We start from the raw sequence: 16653 nt of genomic DNA, 5'->3' as shown, positions 1-16653 counted from the left end.
CTGACGGTCGGTGTCAGCAGCGGACGGGTGACAACCCGAAGTCCTCCACCGTGGGGGTGGTGGTGTTGATCCTCGTCTGCCGGGTCTGGGGCTTCCAGTTGTCCTTGGCGACGATCATCGTCAACGGGTTGTTCCGACGGTCCAGCCAGTAGGCGTACTTGCCCTCGGCGTCCGTGGCGAACGTCCAGGACATCGCCCACGAGTCGACCTGCACGGTGGCACCGGGGAGCGGCGAGCTGGCACCCTGGCAGCTCGTCCCGGTGACCGTGCCCGTCAGCTTGCCCCAGGTGGTCGGCTGCAGCACGTTCATCGTGACCGCCACCGGCTCCACCGTGTACGGGGTGTTCTCCTTGATGGCGACCGAGGCGGTGTAGGTGCCGGGCTGGTCCACGTTCGCCGTCATGCCGACGTTGACCGTGACGGCCTCGCCCGGCGCCAGGGTGGCCGCCGTCTTGTCGATCGTCATCCAGCTGACGTCGGCGGTGCTGACGGCGCACTCCTCGAACCCGGGCAGCGCCTCGCTGTCCCGCGTCGCGGTGAAGCCGCCGGAGGAGCCACCGACCTTGTAGAAGCCGCACGCCGCGCCGCCGCGGTAGCGCGCCGTGTTGGCGTTCGGCAGGCTCGACCACGAGGAGGTGGCCGGGTCGTACGCGAAGCCCACGTTGGTGATGGCGCCACCCTGCGAGCCGCCGACGACCAGGAACTTCCCGTTGGCCACGGCGAACGAGCTGGCCCAGTTGTCGGCCGGCGCGTCGGCGATGGCCGTCCAGGTGTTGGCGCCCGGGTCGTAGGCGTAGCTCGCCTTCTGCGCCACGGAGCCGTCGTTGCCTCCGGTGCAGTAGACGATGCCGTCGATCCCGCCGCAGGAGAGGAAGGCCACCGACTTCGGGTAGTCCGCCAGGGTCTCCCAGCTGTCGCTGGCCGCGTCGTACCGCACGACGTCGTTCGACATCGGCGTGCAGGACGCCGTGGTGCAGCCACCGATGGCGTACAGCTTGCCGCCCGCGACCGCCTGGCCCGCGGCGGAGCGCGGCGCCGGGTTGTCGGCCTTCTCCGTCCAGGTGTTGGCCGCCGGGTCGTACGACCAGGTGGTGCCGTCCGGGCCGGCCGCCGCCCAGCCGCCGGTCGCGATGATCTTGCCGTCCAGGACGCCCACCGTCATGGCGGTACGCGCGCCGGGCAGATCGGCGATCGCGGTCCAGGTCTGCGCGACCGGGTCGTAGGCGTAGTTCTTCGCCGAGGACGCCGAGCCGGTGCCGCCAGCGATGGAGTACACCTTGCCGCCCAGGTTGACCACCCGGTTGTCCATCACCACGGCCGGGTAGTTGGCGATGTCGGTCCAGGGCGCGGCCTGCGGGCCGGCCTCGGGCGACGCCGCCGCCGTCGACTTGCCGGACGTCTTCGCCGCGAACGAGGTCGGGACCTCGAGCCGCTGCACCGGCGCGCCCTGGGAGCCGAGCACCTCCTGCTTGCTCATCCGGGAACCGTCGGCCCGCAGCAGCTCGAACCCGCCGGCGCGCTCACTGAACTCGACGGAGACCGGGGCCCCGCCGGTGTTCGTCACCGTGAACGCCTTGGTGACCTTGCCGCTGGGCATCCGGGCCGTGCCGGTGACCTGGGCCGGCTTGACCGACAGGCGGCCGGCCGCGAGCTGGAAGTTCGCCGCCGTGGCCCAGTCGGCCTGGACGTCGACCTGCTTGCTCTGGCTGACGTAGTTGCCGGCCCGGGCGGTGAACTTGTGGGTGTCCGTCAGCGTCGAGAACAGCCAGTAGAAGCCGTCCGCCAGCCCGGTGTCGTCCGGGGTCGCCACGGTGGTGGCCTTCTCCGCCGGCCGGTCGTCGCTGGTGACGGTGGCGCCGTTGACGTAGCCGTTGTCGTTCTTGTCGCGGACGTGGCCGAGCACCAGGCCGCCATCGACCGGCGTGCAGGTGAGCTGGCTGCCGATCAGGACGTTGTCGATCGACCACCACCACTCGTACGAGGCGTCGTAGTAGCGGAACCGGACCCGCGCCTGAGCCTGGCCAGCGGCCTGCGGGATGGCGACCTCGGTCACCTTCGGGCCACGGACGTCGGCCGCCTGCCGGAGCACGTTGGTCCAGGTGGTCCCGCCGTCGAGGCTGAGGTCGACGTCGGCGCGGTCGCTGCCCAGCCAGTTGTAGTCCTGGTTGAACCGGATGACCGGTGCGGTGACGCCGGTCAGGTCGACGACCGGGCTGACGAGCGAGGTGTCCTGCTTGCCGCCGGAGCCGTACTCGTCGCTGTCGACGATCGCGAAGTTGCCGGTGCCGCCGGTCAGGTTGCCCCGGGCACCGTCGTCCGTGAACTTCCAGACCTGGCCGCTGGCGGCGTGGTCCACCACGGACCAGCCGGCCGGCACGGTGCTGCCGTCGAAGGTCTCGTACTCGCCGTCGGAGCCGAAGCGGTAGCCGGGTGCGGTCGTGCAGGCGTTGGTCTGCACCGGCACCGCCACGTTGGCCGTGGCGTTACCCGTGCCGACCACGACCTGCTTGGTCACCGTCTGGTAGCCCGGGTACTGCGACTCGACCTTCAGGTCGTAGGTGGCGCCGGCCGGCAGCTTGAGGCTGTAGCGGCCGTTGACGGGGGTGGTGTAGTCGGACACGCCCGACTGACCCTGCACGGTCACCTTCGCGTAGAGCGGCCAGCCGTGCCCGGAGCCGTCGGTGACGGTTCCGCTGACGGTGACGCTCGGCACCGCCGTCAGCGCCACGTCGACGGTCGTGGTCGCGTTGCGGGCGACCGTGGCCGGCGTGGTCTTCGCCTGGTAGCCGAACGCCGCCACGGCGACCTGGTAGTCGCCGGCCGGAAGCAGGGACGAGTACGTCCCGTCGGCCCCGGTGGTCAGCTCGCGGTCCGCCGCGCCGGTCAGGGTCACCGTGGCGCCGGCGATCGGGGCGCCGGTGGTCGCGTCCGTGACCTTGCCGGCCAGGGTGCCGGTGTCGCCGATCGGGGCGGCGCTGAGCAGCGCGAGCGCGTCCAGGCGGCCCTCGCCGAACACGTTGTTGTCGTCGGTGGTGCCACCGCACTGGGTGTCGGCCTTGTCGGTCGCCGAGTTGTCCAGCAGCGCGCGGGTGGCGTTGACGTCGCCGACGAGCGCCGGAGCGGCGGACCACAGCAGCGCGATCGCGCCCGCGAGGTGCGGGGCGGCCATCGAGGTGCCGTTGTAGCTGGCGTACCCGCCGCCCGGAATGCTCGACCGGACGTTCACGCCGGGCGCCGCGATGTTGGGCTTGATCTCGCCGTTCTGGCCGGCGCCGCGGGAGGAGAAGCTGGCGATGTTGTTGTTGACGTCGTAGGCGCCGGCGGAGTAGTTGCTGACCAGGCTGCCCGGTGAGCCGCTGGTCTGGCAGGCCGATCCGCTGTTGCCGTTGGACCAGACGCCGAAGATGCCCGACGCGGTCCAGGCCAGCGTCACGTCCTCCATGAACGGGTCGTTGGAGGGCAGCGTGGTTCCCCACGAGTTGTTGATGATGTTCGGGCGCTTGCTCGCGTCCGGGTTCTGGCCGTTGAGGTCCGTCGGCTCGAGCATCCACTGGCCGGAGGTGACCAGCGCCGCGTCGCTCGGGCAGCATCCGTTGGCCGCGATCCACTTCACGTCGGGTGCGACGCCGATCTGGTTCGCACCGGCGGAGCCGGCCATCGTGCCCATCGTGTGCGTGCCGTGGCCGTTGGTGTCACAGGGCGCGGCGCAGGAGCCGGTGGCGCGGTACCAGTTGTAGTTGTGGTCGAACGTGCCGTCGCCGTTGTTGCCCCGGTAGGAGTTGACCAGCGCGGGGTGGTCGAACTGGACCCCGGTGTCGATGTTGGCCACCGTGATGCCGGCGCCCTTCGCACCGTACTGGGACCAGACGTCGTCGGCGTTGATGTTCGCGATGCCCCACTCGAGGGCGTTCACCGTCTTCTCGTCGGTGCCCTCGGAGACCTCCGGCACCTTGTAGGCGACCGGGGCGTACAGGCCCTCGACCTCGGCGTGCGCGGCGAAGCTCTGCGCCATCGTCAGGGAGCCGCCGCTGACCTTGATCGCGTTGGTCGCCCAGAAGGTCTCGTACTTCGTGCCCGTGCCGTCGAGCTCGGCCCGGATCTTGGACTGGCTGCCGGCGGCGGTCTTCTTCAGGGCGTCGGCGACGGCGGTACCGCGCTTGGCCCAGTCCTTGATGGCGGCGGCCTGGCTGAGGTCCGCCTTGTCCTTGAAGCGGATCCAGAAGTCGCCCTCCGTCTTGCCCTGGAGTGCCTTCGTGAGCTCTGGCCGGATCTTGTCGGACGGGGAGGCCTGTGCGCCTGACCCTGTCGCGGCCAGGCTTGTCGCGGCGAGGATCATCGCCGCACCGGCGCTGACCAGTGATCTGGCCCAGCGCCTGGTGGGTGGACGTGTGAACATTCGGTGGTGCCTCCTCCAGAACGACCCAGAGTGGAACGAGCCATGGTGGAGGGTGCAGGGGCTCGTCTCCGTTCGGATGAGCGGGATCCGACCCCTCCATGCCCCCCAGGGCACCGCGCGGGTCACGCCGGCTGCCCGTCTGGACACTATGATCGACAAGAATGGGCGATCAAGAACTTGCCGTAAGCAATTTGTCACTAGCCGTTGGCCGGCGAATGGGGAGCTTGCCAATGATTGTCACGGTCATGACGAAGATGGGCAGAGGCTGCCCGTAGTTTCCGGGTGGGTGCTGTGGGGGCACGCGACGAAAGCACTGCGCCGGGCGGACCAGATCCGGCCGACGAACCATTTCCGCTGGTGATCGCGGTGACGCCGTCGGCGGCCGAGCGGATACGACTCGCGGAACGGCTCGACGGGGTCGCGCCGCTGCTGCTGGTCGCCGACCTCGACGAGCTGCGCCGGCTGATCGCGGCGCCGCCGGGGCCCGCCCCGGCGGCGTCCGCGCGCCCGCCGACCGCCGACGACGACGCGCTGCTGATCGACTCGGCCCGGTCGACGGCCCGCAGCCGGGGCCGCGAGATCGGCCTGACGCGCCTCGAGCACGACCTGCTGGCCTGCCTGACCACCGAGCCGATCCGGGTGTGGAGCTACGCCGAGCTGCACCGCTCGGTCTGGCGTGACGAGGGCCGGGAACGCAGGGCGGACGTGCAGTCCCTGGTGAAGCGGCTGCGTCGCAAGCTCCACGAACTCGGCACCGGGGTGGCCATCGACGCGGTGCGCGGCGTCGGGTTCCGGCTGACCGACCATCAGCAGCCGAAGGTCAGCGGTTCAGGATGACTGCCTGACTTGGGCAGCCCGGGTCCGGCCCCGCGCGACCGGCGGGCCGAACCGGACCGGGACGCCGGGGGAATACAGCACGCTCACCGGCGCCCCGGCGGGCGGCGGCAGCCCGGCGGCGGCGACCAGTTCGTCGTCCAGGTGCAACAGCTCCGCCCGGTGCAGCGGCCAGCGGGGATGCCAGTTCGGCAGGTGCAGCGTCCGCCCGTACGCCCGGGTGTGCAGCCCCCAGCGGGCGGTGACGAAGTGCTCCAGCGGGGTCGGGTCGGCGACCGGCTCCCCCACCCGCACCACCATGCGGCTCGTCGCGCCCACCGGGCCGGGCCAGCGGCGCCGGCACCGGTAGGTGCGGCGGTCGCCGTCCCGGACCAACCGCATCGCCGACCACATGTACGGCAGCCCCAGGGTCACCCGGGCGACCAGCACCGGGACCAGCCGCGACGCGTCGAGCGATCGGAACACCACCGCGCGCCGGCCGGCGTCGTCCACCGAGTAGAGCCGGACGTTGGTCTCCCAGAAGCTGCCGAAGTACGGGATCCCCGGCCCTCGGCCGAGGCCCAGCCCCACCATCCGGAAGCCGATCAGACCCACGTGGCTGACCCCGTCGAGGGTGTCGGGGTGGGTTCCCTCGGGCAGCAGCGGCGCGACGAGTTCCGGCGCGACCGCCCAGTGCAGGAACGTCAGGTCTTCCCAGCGCTGCCGCAGGATCCCGCGCCGGAACGCCTGCTCGGGCGCGGCGTCGACCGGCTCGATGTGCACGTACCCCATCCTGCCCCGCCGGGGCGGGCGACGTCACCCCGGCAGCGTCCGGTCTGCCGCCTTGGGCGTCGCCGGCGACGCGCGCCGACGCGCGGCCGGTCAACGACGAGCGGCGGCCTCCTCGCCCTCGCGCCCCCTGGGGAGGACCGGATCGGGCGTGCTCCAGGACCGCCACAGGCGGCTGTACCCGCCCCCGGCCGCCAGCAACTGCTCGTGCGTGCCGTGCTCGACGACGCGCCCGTGCTCCAGGACGACGACGCGGTCCGCGGTGGCCGCCTGGCTGAGGCGGTGGGCGACGATCAGCGTGGTACGGCCCTCGGTGGCCGCCGTGGCGGCGCGGTCGAGGTCGCGCGCGCCCGCGCTGCCGGCCTCCGCGGTGGCCTCGTCGAGGACCGCGACGGCGGGGTCGGCGAGGACGAGGCGAGCCAGGGCGAGCTGCTGGGCCTGGGCGGCGGTGACGTGCCGACCGCCCTCCCCCACGCACGTGTCGAGACCGTCGGGCAGGGTACGGAGCCAGTCGGCGACGCCCACGAGGTCGAGCGCGGCGGTGATCTCGGCGTCGGTGGCGTCCGGGTCGGCGAGGCGCAGGTCGTCGCCGAGCGTCCCGGCGAAGACGTGCACCTCCTGGCTGATCAGCGCGATCTCGCGTCGGACGCGGTGCTCGTCCAGGTGGGTCAGCGGCACGCCGCGCAAGCGGACCGAGCCGCTGGTGGGCGCGATGATTCCGGCGGCGACACCGGCGAGCGTGCTCTTGCCCGCGCCACTCGCGCCGACGAGGGCGACGCGTTCCCCCGGTGCGAGACGGAGGGCGACGTCCCGCAGCACGACGGGTCCGTCGTCGTAGCAGTGCCGGTCGACGACCACCTCCAGCGCCGCGGGTTCGAGCGCGCCCGTCCCGGGCCGTTCCGCACGGGCGGGCCCGGAGCCGTCGGGCGCGGCGGTGTCGGGCAGTGTGGTGACGCCGACGAGCCGGGCGAGGCTCGCCCCGGCCTGGAGCACGGAGTCGGACTGGAGCAGCAGCAGGCCGATCGGGTTGAAGAGGCGGTGGAAGTAGAGGGCGGCGGTGGTCGCCGCCCCCACGGTCGCCAGGTCGTCGCGGACCAGCAGGAAACCGGCGAGCAGTACGGCGGCGAGCCCCACGAACTCGGACCGGTTGATCCGCAGCCCGAACCGGGTGTGCAGGCCGAAGATCTCCAACGACAGGTCGCGGGCCGTGGCGGAGCGATCGGCGATCCGATCGACGTGTGCGTCCTCCATCCGGTACGCGCGCACGGTCGCGGCGCCGCGCAGCGCCCCCGCCATGGCCTGTGCCCGCTCGCCGGTCGCCACCCGCTCGCGCGCGTAGTACGGGACGGACCGCTTCAGGTACCAGTAGAGCGCCAACGCGTAGGCGGGGGCGGCGGCCAGCCCGGCGAGGCCGAGCCGCCAGTCGAGGGCGAAGAGCCCCGCCGCGGTCAGCACGATGGACAGCAGCGCGCCGAGGAAGGCGGGTCCGCTGGTGGCGATCACGTTCGTCACCACGGCCACGTCGTCGCCGGCGCGGGCCACCAGGTCCCCGGTGCCGGCGCGCTCCAGCGTGGCCGACGGCAGGTGCAGGGCGCGGTCGAGGACCCGCTCCCGCAGCCGCGCCAGCACGGTCTCGCCGAGGCGTGCGGTGAGCGCGGCGCCGATCGCGGTGAGGAGGCCGGCGAGCACCGCGGCGCCCGCGATCACCCCTGCCCAGGCCACGATGCGGGGCGTGTCGGCACCGGCGATGACGTCGTCGACGAGGCGGCCGAGCACCCAGGGGGCGACCAGCCCGGCCGCCGCCGCGGCGACCAGCAACGTGCCGGCGGCGGCGCTGAGCCCGGGCAGCCGGGCGAACTCGACCCGGAGGGCGGCCCAGGTCTGCCGCGCGGTGGCCGTGGGCAGCAGCCGCCTGGTCCGCAGGCCGGGCGTGCTCGACTCGTCGGTCATCGCAGGACCTCCTCCCGGTAGCGGGCGTCGCTGGCGAGCAGGTGCTCGTGCGGGCCCTCGGCGACGACCCGCCCGCGGTCGATCACGACGACCCGGTGCGTGCTGCGCAGCAGGACCGGGCTGTTGGTGATCAGCACCGTGCCGCGGGCCGCCGCCGCGCGGGCCGAGGTCAGCCCCTCGGCGAGCAGTGCCTCGGTCACCGCGTCGACCGCCGTGGTGGGGTTGTGCAGCACCAGCACCGGCGGGTCGGCGACGAGCGCCCTGGCCAGCCCGATCCGCTGCCGTTGCCCGCCGGAGAGGTTGGCGCCCCGCTCGGTGAGCAGCCGGTCGAGGCCGTGCGGGTGGGCGGCGAGCACGTCCTCGGCCGCCGCGGCGCGTACGGCGGCGCGCAGGACCGCCTCGTCGGCGTCGGCGCCAGCGGCGAGGTTGGCGCGCAGCGTCCCCTCGAACAACGCCACGTCGTGCTGCTCGACCAGGAGAATGCCGCGTACGGCGTCGACGTGCAGGTCCTCGGCGGGCACGCCGTCGACGTACAGCGTGCCCCGGTAGTCCTCCCGGGGCACCCGGCCGGACAGCAGCGTCACCAGCGCCTCGGCCTCGCTCGGCTCGTGGGCGAGCACACCCAGGACCTCACCGGCGCCGACCCGCAGGCACAGCCCGTCGAGTCCGGCGTACCCGACCGCGTCGAGGGTGAGCCGCGCCGGGTCCGGGGCGGGTGGCCCGGCGGTACCCGGCCGGGTGAGCGGCTCGGCGCCGAGCACCCGGGCGACCCGCCCGGCGCTGGCGCGGGCCATGGCGAACAGCTGCACGGACCAGCCCAGCGTCTGCACGGGCTCGGCGACGAACTGGGCCAGCCCGACGACGGCGACGAGTTCGCCGACGGTGAGCCGGCCCTGGATCGCGAGCCAGCCGGCGACCCCGGCGACCGCCGCGAGGAAGAGGCCGTTGACGGTGGTGGTGAGCCCGAGGTGCAGGCCCTTGGTGGTGGCGGCGCGCAGGGTGACGTCGAGGGCGTGGCGGCTGGCGGCCGCGTAGCGGCGGGCGGCGTGGTCCTGCGCGCCGATGCCGCGCAGCACGCGCAGGCCGGTGACGAGGTCGACGGCGAGCGAGGTCGTGGCGGCGAGGGCCTCCTGCTGCGCGGCGCTGCGCCGGCTGAGCAGCGGCGCCATCCGTTGTAGGGCGACGACCACCAGCGGCACGCCGACGAGCACGCCCAGCCCGAGGGGGACGTCGACGACGAGCAGCGCGACGGCGGAGACCGCGATGGCGGTGAGCGCGGCGGCGCAGAGCCCCGCGACCCGTACGACGAGCGCGGTCAACTCGGCGTCGGAGGCGGTGACGGACAGCAGCTCACCGTCGCGCATGCCGGAGCGGTTGCCGCGCGGGTCGAGGGCGCTGCGGGCGATCTCGACGCGCAGGAGGTGGGCCTCCTGCTCCAGGGCGGCGTAGCCGAGGCGGGCGCCGGTGCGGTAGGCGAAGGCGAGGACGGTGAACAGGACGGCGAGACCGGCGAGGGAGAGCAGCAGCGCCCGTACGTCCCCGGTGGCGACCGCCCGGTCGATGATCACGCCGATCGCGACCGGGACGAGGGCCTCGGTGGCCTGGTGGGTGCAGAGCAGTGCGGTGCCGGCCACCACGCGGCCGCGCTGGCGGCGCAGGGCGCGGCGCAGGACCGTCCCGCCGCTGATCTTCTCGGCTGCCATGTGCGTCAGGCCCCGACGGGCGCGACGGGGACGCCCGGCCGGCCGGCGGACGGGGCGCCGCAGCCGGCCGGCACGGTGACGTCGGCCCAGGTGGTGACGTCGGCCCAGGTGGGGTTCAGGGTCCGCACCCCGGGGTCGCACGCGACCCGGAGAAACGACGATGTGTGCACGAGCTGCGCCCTCCCAGCGATCGAGGGCCAGGTTAGCCTCACCTAATGGCTCCGGTGAACGGGGGCTCGGCGACCGTCAGGCGCGCCGGGGCCCGGGCTGGTCGTCACGTGGTGGCGGCCGATCGGCAGCATCAGCGGCTTCTGCGACGTCGGATCGACGATCACCTGGCTTTCGAGGCCGAACACCGCGCGGACGCACTCCTGCGTCAGGACCCGCGCCGGCTCTCCTGCGGCGTGCAGCCTGCCGGCGGCCAGCGCGATGAGGTGGTCCGCGTACCGGGCGGCGAGGTTGAGGTCGTGCAGCACCATGACGATGGTCGTGCCGCGCGTCAGGTTGAGGTCCGTGAGCAGGTCGAGGACCTCGACCTGGTGGCTGACGTCGAGGAACGTCGTCGGTTCGTCGAGCAGCAACAGGTCCGTCTGCTGGGCCAGGGCCATCGCGATCCAGACCCGTTGCCGCTGGCCGCCGGAGAGCTCGTCGACCGGGCGGTCGGCGAGGTCCGCCGTCTGCGTCGCGTCCAGGGCCGCCGCCACGGCGGCGTCGTCCTCCCGGCTCCAGCGCGAGAACACGCGCTGGTGCGGGTTGCGGCCACGACCGACGAGGTCGGCCACGGTGATCCCCTCGGGCGCCGTCGGCGACTGGGGAAGCAGGCCGAGGGTACGGGCCAGTTGCCTGGCCGGCAGCCGGTGCACCTGCTCACCGTCGAGCAGGACGTGGCCGGCGCGGGGCGCCAGCAGGCGCGACATCGACCGCAGCAGGGTCGACTTGCCGCACGCGTTCGCGCCGACGATCGCCGTGATCTTCCCGGGCGGCACGAGGAGGTCGAGCGAGTCGATGACGACGCGGTCGGCGTAGCCGAGCGTCAGGCTCTCGACCGCGAGCGTGTGGGTGGTGGTCACAGCGTGCCTCCCGCGCGGTTCGTACGGATGAGCAGGTAGATGAGGTAGGGGGCGCCGAGCACGCCGGTGACGACGCCCACGGGGAAGCGTGTGTCGAAGGCGAACTGACCGGCGAAGTCCGCGACGAGCACCAGCAGGGCGCCGACGAGGGCGGAGGGCAGCAGCAGCGAGCCGGCCGGGCCGACGATCCGGGCGGCGATCGGCCCGGAGAGGAAGGCGACGAATGCGATCGGCCCGGTCGCCGCCGTGGCGAAGGCGATGAGACCGACGGCCGCGACGATGACCAGGATCCGGGTGCGCTCCAGGCGTACGCCGAGCGCCGCCGCGGTGTCGTCGCCCAACTGCATCATGGAGAGGTTGCGGGCCTGACCCAGCAGCACCGGTGCCAGGACGGCCACAGCGACCGCCACCGGGACGGTCTCCGCCCAGGTGGCGCCGTTGAGGCTGCCGGTCAGCCAGCGCATCGCCTCCTGCAGGTCCCATTCGGCGGCCTGGGTCAGGACGTACGCGGTGATGCTGTCGAGCATCGCGGCGATGCCGATGCCGATCAGGACGAGGCGGGTTCCCGCGACGCCGTCCCTGAACGACAGCGTGTAGACGACCAGCGCCACCGCCAAGCCGACGACGATCGCGAAGGCGGACACCCCCGCCTCCCCGAGGTGCAGCGTCACGATCGCGAAGGCGGCCGCGGCGCTCGCTCCGGAACTGATGCCGATGATGTCGGGGCTGGCCAGCGGGTTGCGCAGCATCGTCTGGAAGGTGACGCCGCCGAGCCCGAAGCAGGCCCCGGCCAGGATCGCGAGGACCGCCCGGGGCAGGCGGAGCGTGCCCACCGTGAAGGAGGCCCCGGGGACGTCCTCGCCGGCGATCACCGCCAGCACGTCCGCCGGCGGGTAGAAGGTGCGCCCCACCATCAGCGAGACGGCGAACGCGGCGACGACGAGGGCAGCCAGCACGACGAGCACGCCGCGTCGCCGGAGCGTACGGCGGACCCGGCCGTGGGTGACCGCCTCGAGAGTCGTGGTGCTCACAGCTCGCGCACTTTCTGCCGGCGGACGATGTAGATGAAGAAGGGGGCGCCGATCAGCGCCGTCACGATGCCCACGTCGATCTCCGCCGGGCGCGCCACCACCCGGCCGACGACGTCCGCGGCGGTCAGCAACGACGCGCCGAGGAGCGCGGAGTACGGCAGCAGCCACCGGTGGTCGAGCCCGACCAGCAGGCGGCACACGTGCGGGACGACCAGGCCGACGAACCCGATGGGTCCGGCGACCGCCGTGGCGGCGCCGCAGAGCAGCACGGCACCGATCGCCGCGACGGCCCGCACGACGGCCACCCGTTCGCCGAGTCCCGCCGCGAGTTCGTCGCCGAGCGCGAGCGAGTTCAGGGCCCGGGCCGACAGGAGGCAGATCGCGAAACCCACGGCGAGGAACGGCAGTGCCTGCCGGATGCTGTCGTAGGTCGCACCGCCGACCCCGCCGATCTGCCACGAACGGAAGCCGCCGGCCACGTCGTTGCGGGGCAGCACGAAGGCGCTGATCAGCGACGCGAGCGCGGCGGACGTGGCGGCACCGGCGAGGGCGAGCTTGAGTGGCGTCGGGCCACCGCGCCCCAGGGAGCCGACGGCGTACACGAAGACGGCCGCGAGGCCGGCGCCGAGGATCGCCGCCCAGAGGTAGCCGGTCGCCGAGGAGAGGCCGAAGGTGACCATCGCGGTGACCACGGCGAGCGACGCCCCCATGTTCACGCCCAGGATGCCGGGGTCGGCCAGCGGGTTGCGGGTCACGCCCTGCATGACCGCCCCGGACAGGCCGAGGGCCGCGCCGACGACCACGGCGAGCAGGGTCCGCGGGATCCGCTTGGTGACGGCGGCCTGCTCCATGGTGCCGTCCGCGCCCTGCAACGCGGCGAGGATGTCGGACCATCCGACGGTGCGGGAGCCCAGCGCGACCGACGCCACCATGACCGCCAGCAGCACCGCGGCCGCGACGAGGAACCACAGCAGCCGTACCCGGGCCGGACGCCGCACCACGGCGACGTCCGGCAGGGCGCGCGAGTCGAGCGTGGTCATGACACCTTGTCGGCGGCCTTGGCGAGCATCGCGACGTAGTCGTTCAGCACGAACGGGATGGCCAGCGGGGTCGGGTTCGCCGCGGTGCCCAGCGGCGTGCTGCCGGAGAGCATCACGACCGAGCCGCGCTTGATGGCGGGGATCTTCGACAGCAGCGGGTCGGCCTGCGCGGCGGCGAGCAGCTTCTCGTCTCCGTAGGCGACGATGACGTCCACGTCGTCGAAGACCTGGATCTGCTCGGCACTCTGGTCGAGCGTGAACTTGTCGGTGCCGGCGGAGAGCCCGGCGATGCTTGCCGGCGCCTTCATCCCGAGGTCCGCGAAGAACTGGGCCCGGGTGTCGTGCGTCGTGTAGAAGCCGATCTTACTGAGGTCGGTCGGGTCGACGTGCGTCATGAACATCGCCGACTTCCCTGCCAGTTGCGGGTGCTTCCCGGCGGCGTCGGCCATCTGCTTCTCGATGTCGGCGATCAGCGCGTCGCCCTCCTTGGTCAGGCCGAGGGCCTGGCTCTCCAGCTTGATCGTGTCGCGCCACGCCGTGGCCCAGGGCGCCTTCGGGTACGCGACCACCGGGGCGATCTTGCTCAGGGTGTCGTAGTCCTGCTGGGTCAGACCCGAGTACGCGGCGAGGATGACGTCGGGCTTGGTGTCCGCGACCGCCTCGAAGTTGATGCCGTCGTTCTCGTCGAAGAGCACCGGGGCTGTCCCGCCCAGCGACTTGAGCTTTTCGGCGACCCACGGCAGGACGCCGTCGTTGTCGTCGTCGCCGAAGTTGGCCTTCGCCATTCCCACGGGAACGATGCCGAGGGCCAGCGGAACCTCGTGGTTCGCCCAGGCCACTGTCGCGACCCGCTTCGGCTTCTCCTTGATCGTCGTCGTGCCGAGCGCGTGCGTGATCGTGACGGGGAACGCCGCGGAGCTGCCGTCGGTCGAGGCGTCGTCGGCCTTCGACGAACCGCCGCACGCGGTGAGCGCCAACGTGGCGGCCAGGGCGACGACCCCGGTGAGGAAGCGGTTTGAGCGCATGAAAGTACACCTCAATGCTGGTAAGGGGAGGCTAACCTAACACACGCTCCAAGGCTGTCCTGATCTACGGCGGGGTCGCCATGAAGGGCCCCCGCATGCCGTTCCACCTGCGGTTACGGAGGCGGCACAGTCCGCGCCGCGCCGCGCCGCGCGACCGACCGGGGGCGGGATTTCGGCCAACCCAGGACAGGCTAACCTAACTTCAGAGTCAGGAGATGGCTCGCGATCCACGAAGGAGCGACGTCATGACCGTCGGCACCATTGCGGTCGAAGCCGGGGTGATCAGGCGCCCGATGCTCGCCGAGGTCGTCGCCAACCGGCCGCTCACACCTCACCTGCGGCGCATCACCCTGACCGGCGCCGAGCTCGATCGCTTCGGCTACGACGGGCCCGACCAGCTGGCACGGATCTTCCTCGCCCCCGCACCCGGCGCCGAACTGCACCTGCCGGGCTCGCCGCAGTGGTGGCCCGCCCTGCAGGCCATGCCGGCGGAGCAGCGACCGGTGGTCCGCAACTACACCGTCCGGCGCCTGGACGCCGGGCGGCGCGAGCTGGACATCGACTTCGTGCTGCACGGCGACGGCGGGCCGGCCTCCGCCTGGGCGCGCAGAGCCGCGCCCGGCGACCGGATCGGCGTGCTCAGTGACGGCGCCGCGTACGCCCCGCCCGCCGACACCGACTGGCAGCTGCTCGTCGGCGACGAGACGGCCATGCCGGCGATCACCGCGGCTGTCGAGGCGCTGCCGCCGGACGCGCGGGCGATCGCGCTGATCGAGGTGGGTTCCGCGGAACACGAGATCGGGGTGCGCACGCCGGCCGGGGTCACGCTGACCTGGCTGCACCGGGGCGGCACACCGGCGGGCGGCAGCGACGTGGTGATCCGCACGCTGCGGGACCTGGCGTTCCCGGCCGGCACGCCGTACGCCTTCGTCGCGGGCGAGTCCGCCATGGTCACGACCGTCCGTCGGCACCTGTGCACCGAACGCGGCATCGCCAAGGAGCGCGTCTACTTCGGCGGCTACTGGAAGCTCGCCCCGCACTGAGCGCCCGCCGGCCGGTGTGCCCGCCGGGGCACCCGGAGCCGCCGCGCGCGGGGCAGCCTCCTGCGTACGCGCCCGGGGCCCGCCCCACGGTCAGGGCGGGCCGGGGTCCGCTGGCCGCGACCGGGTTGACGCGTCGGTGCGGTGGTGCTCGCGCCGCGCGGGTCGCAGCAGGCCGCGGGCGACCAGTTCGACGGTGAGGACGACGGCGACGGCCTCGACCGCGAGGAGCCCGACGAGCACGACCAGCTGCGTCACCCCGGCGGCCAGGGGGCTCGCTCCACCGAGCAGCACCCCGACGAACGCGCCCGGCAGGGTCACCAGGCCCACCGTCCGGGTCTGGTCCAGTGCGGGGACCAGCGCCTGCCCGGCCGCCGGGCGGCACACCAGCAACACCGCCTCGCGTGGCAGCAGGCCCAGGGCCAGGGCGGCCTCCACCTCGCCGCGCCGGCCGGTCAGCTCGTCCAGTGCCCGACGGCCGGCCAGCGAGGTGGCGGTCATCGCCCCGCCGATCAGGATCCCCGCCACCGGAACGATCGCGATGCCCCGCAGCGGCACCAGGCCCGACAGCAGCAGCCCCAGCACCACCAGCATGCTTCCCGCGACGATCGGAGCGCCGGCCCACCACCCCCGCCTGCCGCCCGTGACGCGCCGGCCGGAGGTGGCCGCCGCCACGGCGCACATCAGGGCCACGAACGCGGCCGTGGCCCAGAGCGACGCCACGATGGCCGCGATCAGCAACGACACCGCACCCAACTGGACCGCGGCACGGACGGCGGCGACCATCACCTGCCGACCGTGGCCCAACTTCCCCACGGTCACGACGGCCGCCGCCACGAGGGTCAACACCACCAACGCGACGCCGAGCTTCGGGCCGACCACCAACATCGTCGAGGGCATGCGGTCAGTCTCCCGCCACCCCGACGGCCAGCGCGCACGACGCCGGGCCGCGTGCGCCGACCGCCCAGGGGATCAGTTCCAGAACATGTCCATGGCGCGCTCGACGTTGACGTAGCCGGCCCTGACGAAGGCGTCCGCCATGGGCAGGTCGCCCAGGTCGGTGGCCGCACGGAGGCGCGGGACGGCCTCGTCGGCCGGGATGCGGGTGCCCTCGGTGGCCGTACCGGGGGCGGTCACGCGTCCGCCCGACCGGTGCGGTCGTAGGTCAGGAAGAGCGCGCCGCTGCCGAGGACGACATGGTCCGTCAGCTCCCAGGTGCGCGGCTCGAAGACGGCGCCGCGGCCGAACAGCGGGATGCCGGCGCCGATGGTCAACGGGGCCAGCTTGACCACGAGGCGGTCGATCTCGGGATAGAGGGCGCCGGCCAGGGCGCCGCCGCCGATCACCCAGACATCCCGGCCGTCGTGCCGCTTGAGCTCGCGTACGGTGGCGACCGGGTCCGCGGACAGGACCTCGACGGCCGGGTCCGGGCTCTGCCCCATCGTGCGAGAGAACACCAGGTGGCGCAGGTGCGGGTAGGCGTCGGTGAGGCCGGCCTTCAGCCCCAGCTCGTAGGAGTGACGCCCCTCCAGGACGGTGTCGAACCGGGCGCCCTCGCCGGTGATGCCGAACGCCTCCCGGGCCGGGCCCGGCAGCGTCTCCGGATACTCGGCGACGAGGTGTTGCAGGTAGTCGTCCGGGATCGGCCAGAATCCGCCGGGGCCGGTGGGGTCCGCGCCGTCGGGGCCGGCGATGAAGCCGTCCAGGGTGACGGCGATGTAGTACACGAGCTTGCGCACGGTTGTTTCCTTCTGTTCGGGAAGCTCAGGCGGTGGACGACGGCGTACCGCCCGTGC

Annotated in this window: 14 protein-coding genes; 2 read left to right on the top strand and 12 right to left on the bottom strand. The window is 73.1% G+C overall.

Annotated features, from left to right (window positions below; genetic code table 11):
• Positions 1–13 precede the first annotated feature (13 nt).
• Positions 14–4396 carry a S8 family serine peptidase gene (locus ACLQ20_RS13485; RefSeq protein WP_425855742.1) on the bottom strand — a complete coding sequence of 1461 codons (4383 nt, stop codon included), beginning with the start codon at positions 4394–4396 and terminating at the stop codon, positions 14–16.
• 357 nt (positions 4397–4753) lie between these two features.
• Between ACLQ20_RS13485 and ACLQ20_RS13480 the strand changes: the two genes are divergently transcribed.
• Positions 4754–5233 carry a winged helix-turn-helix domain-containing protein gene (locus ACLQ20_RS13480; RefSeq protein WP_358120114.1) on the top strand — a complete coding sequence of 160 codons (480 nt, stop codon included), beginning with the start codon at positions 4754–4756 and terminating at the stop codon, positions 5231–5233.
• Here the strand turns inward: ACLQ20_RS13480 and ACLQ20_RS13475 are convergent.
• From ACLQ20_RS13475 to ACLQ20_RS13440, 8 genes are all read right to left on the bottom strand, one after another.
• Positions 5225–5992, bottom strand: a complete 768-nt coding sequence (locus ACLQ20_RS13475) for a YqjF family protein (protein WP_358120117.1) — start codon at positions 5990–5992, stop codon at positions 5225–5227. The two genes, ACLQ20_RS13480 and ACLQ20_RS13475, sit on opposite strands and share 9 nt — an antisense overlap.
• A 99-nt stretch (positions 5993–6091) precedes the next feature.
• Positions 6092–7948 (bottom strand): ABC transporter ATP-binding protein, encoded by a 1857-nt coding sequence (locus ACLQ20_RS13470; RefSeq protein WP_151455834.1) that lies wholly within the window; start codon positions 7946–7948, stop codon positions 6092–6094.
• A complete protein-coding gene (locus ACLQ20_RS13465; RefSeq protein ID WP_358120121.1) occupies positions 7945–9651 on the bottom strand; it encodes an ABC transporter ATP-binding protein in 1707 nt (568 codons plus the stop codon). Before ACLQ20_RS13465 ends, ACLQ20_RS13470 begins: the two co-directional genes overlap by 4 nt.
• 5 nt (positions 9652–9656) lie before the next feature.
• Positions 9657–9779, bottom strand: coding sequence for a hypothetical protein (locus ACLQ20_RS13460; RefSeq protein WP_358120124.1), 123 nt, complete (start codon positions 9777–9779; stop codon positions 9657–9659).
• An 84-nt stretch (positions 9780–9863) separates the two neighbouring features.
• Positions 9864–10721 (bottom strand): ABC transporter ATP-binding protein, encoded by an 858-nt coding sequence (locus tag ACLQ20_RS13455; protein ID WP_151455832.1) that lies wholly within the window; start codon positions 10719–10721, stop codon positions 9864–9866.
• Complete coding sequence (locus ACLQ20_RS13450) at positions 10718–11752, bottom strand: FecCD family ABC transporter permease (RefSeq protein WP_151455831.1); 1035 nt, start codon at positions 11750–11752, stop codon at positions 10718–10720. Before ACLQ20_RS13450 ends, ACLQ20_RS13455 begins: the two co-directional genes overlap by 4 nt.
• On the bottom strand, positions 11749–12792 hold the full coding sequence (locus ACLQ20_RS13445; RefSeq protein ID WP_151455830.1) for a FecCD family ABC transporter permease: 1044 nt from the start codon (positions 12790–12792) through the stop codon (positions 11749–11751). The genes ACLQ20_RS13450 and ACLQ20_RS13445 overlap by 4 nt, the downstream gene beginning before the upstream one ends.
• The gene (locus ACLQ20_RS13440; RefSeq protein WP_425855738.1) at positions 12789–13817 is read right to left on the bottom strand and encodes an iron-siderophore ABC transporter substrate-binding protein; all 1029 of its coding nucleotides are present in this window, start codon (positions 13815–13817) and stop codon (positions 12789–12791) included. Before ACLQ20_RS13440 ends, ACLQ20_RS13445 begins: the two co-directional genes overlap by 4 nt.
• A gap of 245 nt (positions 13818–14062) precedes the next feature.
• On the opposite strand from ACLQ20_RS13440, the gene ACLQ20_RS13435 reads away from it, so the two are divergent.
• Positions 14063–14860, top strand: a complete 798-nt coding sequence (locus ACLQ20_RS13435; RefSeq protein ID WP_327028506.1) for a siderophore-interacting protein — start codon at positions 14063–14065, stop codon at positions 14858–14860.
• 90 nt (positions 14861–14950) lie between these two features.
• Here ACLQ20_RS13435 and ACLQ20_RS13430 read toward each other — a convergent pair whose 3' ends face one another.
• The 3 genes from ACLQ20_RS13430 to ACLQ20_RS13420 all read right to left on the bottom strand — a co-directional run bounded on the left by ACLQ20_RS13430 (position 14951) and on the right by ACLQ20_RS13420 (position 16596).
• On the bottom strand, positions 14951–15757 hold the full coding sequence (locus ACLQ20_RS13430; RefSeq protein WP_358120134.1) for an ABC transporter permease: 807 nt from the start codon (positions 15755–15757) through the stop codon (positions 14951–14953).
• 72 nt (positions 15758–15829) lie between these two features.
• Positions 15830–15994: a hypothetical protein gene (locus ACLQ20_RS13425; RefSeq protein WP_192581235.1), complete on the bottom strand. Its 165-nt coding sequence runs from the start codon at positions 15992–15994 to the stop codon at positions 15830–15832.
• A complete protein-coding gene (locus tag ACLQ20_RS13420; protein ID WP_151452615.1) occupies positions 15991–16596 on the bottom strand; it encodes a dihydrofolate reductase family protein in 606 nt (201 codons plus the stop codon). The genes ACLQ20_RS13425 and ACLQ20_RS13420 overlap by 4 nt, the downstream gene beginning before the upstream one ends.
• Positions 16597–16653 lie beyond the last annotated feature (57 nt).

Origin of the sequence: Micromonospora sp. DT46, assembly GCF_049841735.1 — a bacterium.
In the GTDB taxonomy this organism is placed as follows: domain Bacteria; phylum Actinomycetota; class Actinomycetes; order Mycobacteriales; family Micromonosporaceae; genus Micromonospora; species Micromonospora reichwaldensis.
Note: the sequence above shows the minus strand (reverse complement) of the source record. Positions and strands in the feature narration are given on the sequence as shown.

Bases quoted from the DNA above. Each gene is read 5' to 3' on its own strand.
- ACLQ20_RS13485 (WP_425855742.1), bottom strand. From the start codon at position 4,396: ATGTTCACACGTCCACCCACCAGGCGCTGGGCCAGATCACTGGTCAGC.
- ACLQ20_RS13470 (WP_151455834.1), bottom strand. From the start codon at position 7,948: ATGACCGACGAGTCGAGCACGCCCGGCCTGCGGACCAGGCGGCTGCTG.
- ACLQ20_RS13465 (WP_358120121.1), bottom strand. From the start codon at position 9,651: ATGGCAGCCGAGAAGATCAGCGGCGGGACGGTCCTGCGCCGCGCCCTG.
- ACLQ20_RS13445 (WP_151455830.1), bottom strand. From the start codon at position 12,792: ATGACCACGCTCGACTCGCGCGCCCTGCCGGACGTCGCCGTGGTGCGG.
- ACLQ20_RS13440 (WP_425855738.1), bottom strand. From the start codon at position 13,817: ATGCGCTCAAACCGCTTCCTCACCGGGGTCGTCGCCCTGGCCGCCACG.
- ACLQ20_RS13435 (WP_327028506.1), top strand. From the start codon at position 14,063: ATGACCGTCGGCACCATTGCGGTCGAAGCCGGGGTGATCAGGCGCCCG.
- ACLQ20_RS13430 (WP_358120134.1), bottom strand. From the start codon at position 15,757: ATGCCCTCGACGATGTTGGTGGTCGGCCCGAAGCTCGGCGTCGCGTTG.